Genomic DNA, 7,000 nt, shown 5'->3' with positions numbered 1-7,000 from the left:
GGCGGCCCCAGACGAAAGTGTTACGGCCGATGTCGAAATTGTGCAGCGAACGCTCGGTCTGAGCGCCCCAGTAACGATCTGCGGCAACCTCAACGGCGCCCATCGAATCTGATTCGGTACGGGTGTTCTCAGCCATGAGTAGCTCCTTCACCTCTGTGATCAGGACTGTACCCCTTAAGCGTACCCGTAGAGTGCTAATTTTCAGGGGTCACTCGTCCTAGCCTTAGACAGAAAATAGAAGACGCAAGAGCGTGAGAGTGCAGTCGCGCGTAGGGTGGAAGAGTGAATCCAATCAAGAAGACAATCTTGCTGACGCAAGCCCTGTGGGCAAAGCACACCGTCCGCCTCGCCCCTGAACCGCCCGGACGTCGCAGCGGAGTAGTCCTTCCTTCTTCACCCATTGCCGAGGCCGCAGTCGAGCCCCTACGTCTGGTGGCCGTGGGTGATTCCTTAGTTGCCGGCAGTGGCGTTGACAATCAAAGTGATGCACTTACTCCGCGGATTGCGCAAAAAATCGCTGAAAAGACTGGCCGTTCAGTTTGCTGGGAAACGTATTCGAAACTTGGGTCGACAATGCGCAGAATTCGCTACCGTTTTCTTCCTGAAGTAGACGGGCATGTCGATATTCTCTTTGTCTGTGCGGGAACAAATGACATCATGGCCAGGCGTACGAGAAGTGAATGGATCGAAGAATTCACAGCGGTCATGACCCAGGCTCAGGCCCTGGCAGATCACGTGATCGTCTGTTCTGCCGGGCAACCGCACCATTCCTCAAAGCTTCCTAGAATGCTCAGGGCTGAACTTGGTAAACGTGTTGATGCCCAAACCTTGGATTCGCAAAAAATCTGTCGGGAGCTTGGAATTGACTATGCCGATGTGGCACACGCCGAACTTGTCCCAGATTTTTGGGCGAGTGATGGTTTCCATCCCGGTGCTCCCGGCTACGAGCAAGCTTCGGGATTGGTTGTTAACGCGATGAGTTTTCTCCCATCTTTGACTGCTACGATCCACTAGAACGCGACGCGCTATGTCGATCGTCAAGGAGTGTTAGGTGGAACAAGCAGTCGTGACCGCCGCTGAGCGTCGCAAGGCACGCGCTGCGATTTCAGCGCTTTTCTTCACTAATGGTGCGCTCTTGGGCAGTCTTGTTTTGCGCTTCCCTGAGATTAAGGATGCCTTCGGTCTTTCCTCCAGTGTCTATGGCGCAACCATCGCGCTGTCATCCCTGGGAGGAATTCTCGCCGGTCCCTTCGCTGCGCGAGCTGTTCGTCGCTTGACCTCGCGCGTGGTTGCCTCGGTCATGACCATTGGGATCGGTCTTGCGGTTCTCTTAATTGGCCTGACCTCAACGCTTCGCATCTATGCAGGGGTCTCTCCAACTGTTGCCACAATTCTCTACATCATTCTTGCCTCGAGTTTCCTCCTCAATGGATGCAGTGACTCAATCGTTGATGTTGCGCAGAATATGCAGGGATTTCGTCTCCAGCGCCTCTACGGTCGGCCAATCATCAGTGCTTTCCACGGGATGTGGTCTGTTGGTGCCGCGGTTGGTGGTCTCTTTGGTGTCTTGACCACTACTTTCCACATTTCTCTTCTGATCCACAGTCTCATCGCCTCATGCATCTGCATCGCACTTGGGTTCGCGGTGATGCCCTTCACTATCCGAGGCGCAGACCCCCAAGACAACAACGAAGACGAAGCCGGCGATTCCTCCCGAGTACGGACAGTTTCCTGGCATCCGGTCCTTGTTCTTACTCTGCTCGTCATCTTGTGTATTTCAGGAATGCTGATTGAAGACGCAGGCTCCTCGTGGGCGACGCTCTTCATGCGAGACTATGCCCATGCCGGTGCCGGACTCGCTGGTTCGGGGTATGTCGTTCTCTTAACGACGCATGCGTGTGGTCGTTTTATTGCCGATTCGCTCGTTCATCGTTATGGTCCCCGTGCCGTCGTCTGTGGGGGAGGAGCTCTTATTTTGATCGGAAAGGGAAGCGCTCTCGCCATCGGCACATTCCCCGCGCTTCTCGTTGGTTTCGCCGCCGCAGGACTTGGATGCGCGGCCTCGGTCCCCCTGGCCTACAACGCAGCCCACGATATCCGAGGGATGAACCCTGCCACGGGGCTGACGATCGTCATCCCACTCGCGGGCGCGGGGCTGGTCCTGACCTCAACTGTGCTTGCCCGCAGGGGCGCCAACGTGCAAGAGTGACGGCATGGAGTTTTTAGGAATCAGCGGACCCGAGGCGATCATCATCGCCGTGGTGGTTCTCGTGGTTCTGGGCCCCAAGGGAATGAGCGAGGCCGCGCGACGCATCCTTGAAGTGCGCAGACGCTGGTTGGAGGTGTCGGCCTCGTTCAGGAGCCAATCGGATCAGGCGATGGCACAGCTTCGCGCTTACGCTTCCGACGCCTCGCAAGAAGATCGCGAAGCCAGCACACCCCAAGCGCACCAAAATACAGGGCAAGAAGTGCACACATCTGAAGAATCATCGACCACAGGTCGGGGAGCGGATTCGTAATCGCCGCAAAAACCGTCGCACCCACGACCGCCCACCTCCAGCGGCGCAGAATCTGAGAAGTCGAGGCCAAGCCAAGGGCGTGAATCCCGATGATGATCATGGGGAATAGGAAAGATGCGCCGACGACCAAGGTAATGATGACGACAAAATTCAAGTAGGAGTCGAAGTCCAAAAGCGCCGAGGAGCCCGGGGGAAGTTCTGACAGGAGGAGTGCGACCGCGTGGGGGAGGAACCAGATTGCCGAGGCAACTCCGGCAAGGAAGAGGAGAGCGCTGGGGATTGCGATGAGTGCGGCCCGTCGCTTCTCGGTGCGAGTGAGCGCGGGCGCAACAAAAAGCCAGAGTTGAGCGAGCCACCAAGGAGTGGTGAGGATGAATCCTGCCCACAGTGCGAAGGTGATGTGGGTTGAAAAGGGACCGATGACGGTCCGGAAATTGATACCCGAGGCCCCGGCCGCGTTGAGCGGTTTCGTGAGCCAGGTGAGGGTTGGGGTGTAGAGGAACCACGCGCCGACGCTGCCGACGAGGACTCCCGCGATGCTCAAGAGGAGGCGCGTGCGCAGCTCAAGGAGATGCCGGGTGAGTGACATCTGTGCTTGGGCGTCGACCTGAGGCATGAGGAGGGAATGGACTACTTGGTGGTCGAGTTTTCGTCGGAGGAAGGCGTGTCCTCAGAGAGGTCGTTCATTTCCTTCTTGAGGATTTTGGCGCTCTGGCCGATTGACTTTGCAAGTTCTGGGAGTTTTTGGGCGCCGAAGAGTACAAGAACGACGACAAGAACGATGATCCAGTGGATGGGACGCATGTTTTCTCCTTCTTGGGCGGGATTCCTGGGATGAGCCTACACCGACTTTCGTGATCTCAGCGTGAGAAAGACAACGAAAGGGGACATGCTTTGGTAACACAGGTTATCCTAAGTTCAGTTAATTAGGTTATGAATGGTTATCGTAAATCATTCGGTTGGGAGATGAATGTTCCTCGCGAACTTCTTGATTGCCCTGAGAGAGGGAGTTGAAGCTGCCCTCATCGTTGGAGTCGTCGCAGCGTACTTGGTCAAGGTCGGAAGAAAAAACCTCCTTCCCAAGGTGTGGCTGGGAGTTGTCATCGCGGCAGCTATTCCCCTGAGCCTCGGCGCAATCATGACCTGGGGACCCTACACGCTGTCATTCCAAGCGCAGGAAATTCTTGGTGGAACGCTCTCGTTGGTCGCGGTTGCCATGGTGACGTGGATGATCCTGTGGATGAGTTCAAACTCCCGCCAATTTGCGCGCAAACTTCGCGAAGACACTGCCGCACAGCTGGCCTCGGGCTCTGATTGGGGAGTCGTCTGGATCGCCTTCATTGCAGTGGCGCGAGAAGGAATTGAAACCGCGCTCTTCGTGTGGGCAACAATCAAATCCTCGGCAGAAAACGCGATCGCAGCTCCCGCACTCGGAGTGGTCACCGGTTTGCTCGTCGCCGTTGTTATCGGCTGGTTGATCTACACCGGAGCCGCTCGCATCAACCTCTCTATTTTCTTCAATATCACCGGTCTGCTCCTGATCTTCGTTGCGGCAGGAATCGTTTCCTACGGTATTGGCGACCTTCAGGAAGCCTCGGTGATTCCGGGATGGGGAACCCACATCTATGACATCACTGCATACCTTGATGGCTCGCTCTACTCGTGGCTGACCACCTCCTCGTGGTGGTGGACCCTTCTGGAAGCAATGTTCAACGCCAATGCTTCACCGACACATCTCCAGCTCATCGGCTGGGTGCTCTACATCGTCATTATTCTGCCGCTCTTCCTGGTCCGTTCCGGGATGGTCGGCCCCAAATACCCCACCTCTAAAGGAGAACAATGAAAACCTCCCGCACGCGCCTCGTCATTGGAGTTGCGGCTGTTTCTGCACTGGGTTTGAGCGCATGCGTCGCCAATAACCCCTCGGGCGCTTCGGCCTCGGGAAGTGCAGGCGCAAGTGACGCACCCCTGACCGTCACCATCACCGATGACACGTGTAAGGTTTCCGCCGCGAGCGTTCCCTCAGGTGTCGTCACCTTCAAACTGACCAACAACGGAACCGTCCGCAACGAATTTGAAATTCTTGCCGAAGACAAGCTCCGCATTGTTGGAGAGCGCGAAAACCTGGGCCCCGGAACCTCGGTCGACTACACCGTCACCCTGCAGCCCGGCAAGTACTTCACCGCCTGCAAGAAGAACATGGTTGGCGCACTTGTCGGCGCAACTGAGTTCACCGTGACCGACTCTGGAAAGCCCGTCGAGGTTAGCTCGGACGAGCAGGCACAGATCGACGCCGCCGTCACCAACTACACCGCATACGTCCGTGATCAGTCCGGTCAGCTCCTGGAGCAAACCAAGTCCTTCGCTGAGCTGTACAAGAAGGGCGATTTTGAGGCAGCACGCAAGGCCTACGCCCCCACGCGCATGTACTACGAGCGCATCGAGCCCACTGCCGAGGCCTTCGGTGACATTGACCCCGCACTGGATCAGCGTGAAGCTGACTGGCAGGAAGAAGGCGCTGACGGTGAATGGGCCGGCTGGCACGCCATTGAAAAGGACCTGTGGCGTCCCGATGGCTACCAGGGCCTGAGCGAGGAACAGCGCACAGCAATGGCCGATAAGCTGGTCGAAGACACTCAGAAGCTCTACGATCTGGTCTACTCCAACGACTTCAAGATCTCTCTGTCGGATATCTCCAACGGCGCAATCTCGCTGCTCGAAGAGGTTGCAACCACGAAGATCACCGGTGAAGAAGAAGCCTTCTCTCACACTGATCTGTATGACTTCGTCGCAAACGTCGAGGGCGCGAAGGTTGCCTACGGCGACGTTGAAGATCTCGCGAAGGCGAAGGACCCCAAGCTGGCCGGAAAGATCACCGATGCCTTCACTGAGCTTCAGCATGAGCTCGATAAGCACAAGGACGGCGACGGTTACGTCTCCTACGACAGCATTGACGAAGCGGGCCGCAAGGCTCTTTCGGACAAGGTCAATGCGCTTCGCTTGCCCCTGGCACAGCTGACGGCAGCAATTGTCCAGTAAGTACTAGTTACAACTCGTTGGGCGTGGCGCACCTGAAGGCGCGCCATGCCCAACGGCATCACTTTCACCATCCGTCTGTCATTAAAGGACCCAGTCATGACTCAGCATCACGAAGCAGCTGAACACAATGGCAATGCCGATCACGAGGGCACCAAAGAAGGACTCTCGCGTCGCCAATTTTTAGGATTAGCCGGCCTCGGCGCACTTACCCTTGGGCTGGGCGGTGGCGGCGGATTTGCCCTCGGTCGCCACGCGGGTGATGGCATCGATTCCGATGTCATGAAGAAGACCTACGAGTTCCGCGGTGAACACCAGCAGGGAATCATTACCCCAGCTCAGCAGCAGATGCACACTGCCGCATTCGACTTAACGACTACGAACCGTGACACGCTCATTGAACTTCTCCAAGACTGGACCTTGGCCGCTGAACGCATGACCCATGGCGAACTCGTCAAGGACTACACAACTTCACTGACGAAGGCGCCGGCCGATACCGGTGAATCGATGGGGCTTGGCCCTGCAGGCCTCACCATCACCTTCGGGGTTGGCAAAACCTTGTTCGTCGATGACGAGGGCCGAGATCGCTTCGGTCTTGGCGATAAACTTCCCGTTGCCCTGCGTGACGGCATTCCGCCCATGGCAGCAGAAAAACTCGACCCCAAGCGCGGCGGCGGAGACCTCATCATCCAGGCCTGTTCCGAAGACCCCATGGTCAATCTCCACGCCCTTCACAACCTCACGCGCATCGCATTTGGTCGCGCGACCATGCGCTGGACGCAGCTGGGATACGGGCGAACCTCATCGACCTCAAAGTCCCAGGAAACGCCTCGTAATCTTTTTGGCTTCAAGGATGGAACATCCAACATCAAGGCCGAAGACTCTCAAGCCGAATTGGATAAGCACCTGTGGATCCAAGCCGGTGACGATCAAGGATCATGGGCAGCTGGCGGATCCTACATGTGCGTTCGCAAAATCAAGATGATGATGGAGGTCTGGGACGATCTGGTCTTGGCTGAACAAGAACAGATCATCGGACGCGACAAGATCCACGGAGCGCCTCTGTCGGGCGGCGAAGAATTCACCAATCCTGATTTCGCGAAGGAAGGACAAGAGGGTAACCCCACTGTCGGTTCCTCCGGCTTGGCTATTGCTCCAGACTCTCACGTCGCCATGATGAACCCAAATAACAACTCGGGGCGGCGCATGCTGCGACGCGGATACAACTACCTCGAGGGCGTGGACTACTTGGGGCGCTTGGATGCGGGCCTCTTCTTCGTTGCCTACGTGCGCAACCCTGCAGAGGGCTTTATCCCCGTTTTGGCGAAGATGAAGAGCGATCAGCTGACCGAGTACCTCCAGCACTTGGCCTCAGGCGTGTACCTCATGTTCCCGGGCGTCAAAGAAACTGACACCTACGTGGGCCAGAAGCTCTTCGAGTGAGA

The 7,000-nt window shown here is 56.9% G+C and carries 7 protein-coding genes and 1 pseudogene; 6 read left to right on the top strand and 2 right to left on the bottom strand.

Annotated elements, in window-relative coordinates; all coding sequences use genetic code 11:
* The first annotated feature begins 282 nt into the window (after positions 1 to 282).
* From HMPREF1627_RS06315 to HMPREF1627_RS10935, 3 genes and pseudogenes are all read left to right on the top strand, one after another.
* Complete coding sequence (locus HMPREF1627_RS06315) at positions 283 to 1,014, top strand: SGNH/GDSL hydrolase family protein (RefSeq protein WP_034502123.1); 732 nt, start codon at positions 283 to 285, stop codon at positions 1,012 to 1,014.
* A gap of 37 nt (positions 1,015 to 1,051) precedes the next feature.
* The gene (locus tag HMPREF1627_RS06310) at positions 1,052 to 2,209 is read left to right on the top strand and encodes an MFS transporter (RefSeq protein WP_234305267.1); all 1,158 of its coding nucleotides are present in this window, start codon (positions 1,052 to 1,054) and stop codon (positions 2,207 to 2,209) included.
* 4 nt (positions 2,210 to 2,213) lie between these two features.
* Positions 2,214 to 2,297, top strand: a pseudogene (locus HMPREF1627_RS10935) (twin-arginine translocase TatA/TatE family subunit); the annotation flags it as partial.
* Positions 2,298 to 2,355: 58 nt separating this feature from the next.
* Here HMPREF1627_RS10935 and tatC read toward each other — a convergent pair.
* Together tatC and tatA are read right to left on the bottom strand one after the other, a co-directional pair.
* The gene (gene tatC / locus HMPREF1627_RS06305; RefSeq protein WP_034502119.1) at positions 2,356 to 3,135 is read right to left on the bottom strand and encodes a twin-arginine translocase subunit TatC; all 780 of its coding nucleotides are present in this window, start codon (positions 3,133 to 3,135) and stop codon (positions 2,356 to 2,358) included.
* A gap of 14 nt (positions 3,136 to 3,149) precedes the next feature.
* The gene (gene tatA / locus HMPREF1627_RS06300; protein ID WP_034502118.1) at positions 3,150 to 3,323 is read right to left on the bottom strand and encodes a twin-arginine translocase TatA/TatE family subunit; all 174 of its coding nucleotides are present in this window, start codon (positions 3,321 to 3,323) and stop codon (positions 3,150 to 3,152) included.
* A 166-nt stretch (positions 3,324 to 3,489) separates the two neighbouring features.
* On the opposite strand from tatA, the gene efeU reads away from it, so the two are divergent.
* From efeU to efeB, 3 genes are all read left to right on the top strand, one after another.
* Positions 3,490 to 4,362 carry an iron uptake transporter permease EfeU gene (gene efeU / locus HMPREF1627_RS06295; protein WP_034502117.1) on the top strand — a complete coding sequence of 291 codons (873 nt, stop codon included), beginning with the start codon at positions 3,490 to 3,492 and terminating at the stop codon, positions 4,360 to 4,362.
* Positions 4,359 to 5,558, top strand: coding sequence for an iron uptake system protein EfeO (gene efeO / locus HMPREF1627_RS06290; RefSeq protein ID WP_034502115.1), 1,200 nt, complete (start codon positions 4,359 to 4,361; stop codon positions 5,556 to 5,558). Before efeU ends, efeO begins: the two co-directional genes overlap by 4 nt.
* A 96-nt stretch (positions 5,559 to 5,654) precedes the next feature.
* On the top strand, positions 5,655 to 6,998 hold the full coding sequence (gene efeB / locus HMPREF1627_RS06285) for an iron uptake transporter deferrochelatase/peroxidase subunit (RefSeq protein ID WP_034502112.1): 1,344 nt from the start codon (positions 5,655 to 5,657) through the stop codon (positions 6,996 to 6,998).
* Positions 6,999 to 7,000: the final 2 nt, after the last annotated feature.

The sequence above is a fragment of the Actinomyces sp. S6-Spd3 genome (assembly GCF_000758755.1).
Lineage (GTDB): Bacteria > Actinomycetota > Actinomycetes > Actinomycetales > Actinomycetaceae > Pauljensenia.
This window is presented reverse-complemented; position numbering and strand designations above follow the sequence as displayed.

What these genes read in the sequence shown, in the direction of transcription:
- efeU (WP_034502117.1), top strand. Translation starts at nt 3,490, where the DNA reads ATGTTCCTCGCGAACTTCTTGATTGCCCTGAGAGAGGGAGTTGAAGCT.
- efeB (WP_034502112.1), top strand. Translation starts at nt 5,655, where the DNA reads ATGACTCAGCATCACGAAGCAGCTGAACACAATGGCAATGCCGATCAC.
- efeO (WP_034502115.1), top strand. Translation starts at nt 4,359, where the DNA reads ATGAAAACCTCCCGCACGCGCCTCGTCATTGGAGTTGCGGCTGTTTCT.
- tatA (WP_034502118.1), bottom strand. Translation starts at nt 3,323, where the DNA reads ATGCGTCCCATCCACTGGATCATCGTTCTTGTCGTCGTTCTTGTACTC.
- tatC (WP_034502119.1), bottom strand. Translation starts at nt 3,135, where the DNA reads ATGCCTCAGGTCGACGCCCAAGCACAGATGTCACTCACCCGGCATCTC.